Origin of the sequence: Pseudomonas sp. 2VD, from assembly GCF_005503585.1 — a bacterium.
Taxonomy (GTDB): Bacteria; Pseudomonadota; Gammaproteobacteria; order Pseudomonadales; family Pseudomonadaceae; genus Pseudomonas; species Pseudomonas aeruginosa.
In genome coordinates this window covers 1-1160 of record NZ_SCND01000674.1, presented here as the reverse complement: position 1 = coordinate 1160, position 1160 = coordinate 1, and the positions used below count along the sequence as shown (strand labels likewise).

1 protein-coding gene is annotated in these 1160 nt (G+C 60.7%); it reads right to left on the bottom strand.

Annotation, left to right across the window (positions count from 1 at the left end):
• On the bottom strand, positions 1-1160 hold a 1160-nt coding region (tuf, locus tag FFS27_RS32995), incomplete at both ends, for an elongation factor Tu (protein WP_017001851.1).

The window sequence follows — 1160 nt, the reverse complement described above, 5'->3', positions numbered from 1 at the left end:
TCGATGATCTTGGCAACCACGCCGGCGCCAACGGTACGGCCGCCTTCGCGGATCGCGAAGCGCAGGCCATCTTCCATGGCGATCGGAGCGATCAGGGTGACAACCATCTTGATGTTGTCGCCCGGCATTACCATCTCTACGCCTTCCGGCAGTTCGCAGTTACCGGTCACGTCGGTGGTACGGAAGTAGAACTGCGGACGGTAGCCCTTGAAGAACGGGGTGTGACGACCACCTTCTTCCTTGGACAGCACGTACACTTCGCACTCGAACTTGGTGTGCGGCTTGATGGTGCCCGGCTTGGCCAGAACCTGGCCACGCTCTACGTCTTCACGCTTGGTGCCGCGCAGCAGGATACCAACGTTCTCACCAGCACGACCTTCGTCGAGCAGCTTGCGGAACATTTCAACGCCGGTGCAGGTGGTCTTGGTGGTCGCCTTGATGCCGACGATTTCCACTTCTTCCTGGACCTTGATGATGCCGCGCTCTACACGACCGGTTACCACGGTACCGCGGCCGGAGATCGAGAACACGTCTTCGATCGGCATCAGGAACGGCTGGTCGATGGCACGAACCGGCTCCGGAATGTAGGAGTCCAGGGTCTCTACCAGCTTCTGCACGGCGCTTACGCCGATGCCGTTGTCATCCTTGCCTTCCAGCGCCATCAGCGCGGAACCGATGATGATCGGAGTGTCGTCGCCCGGGAAGTCGTAGGTGTTCAGCAGATCGCGAACTTCCATCTCGACCAGCTCCAGCAGCTCGGCGTCGTCAACCATGTCGGCCTTGTTCAGGAACACGACGATGTAGGGAACGCCTACCTGGCGGGACAGCAGGATGTGCTCGCGGGTCTGCGGCATGGGGCCGTCGGCAGCCGAGCAAACCAGGATCGCGCCGTCCATCTGGGCAGCACCGGTGATCATGTTCTTCACGTAGTCGGCGTGACCGGGGCAGTCAACGTGGGCGTAGTGACGAACAGCGGAATCGTATTCAACGTGCGAGGTGTTGATGGTGATACCGCGGGCCTTTTCTTCCGGCGCGTTGTCGATCTGATCGAAAGCACGAGCGGAACCACCCCAGGTGTCGGAGCAGACCTTGGTCAGTGCAGCGGTCAGAGTGGTCTTGCCATGGTCAACGTGACCGATGGTGCCGACGTTGACGTGCGG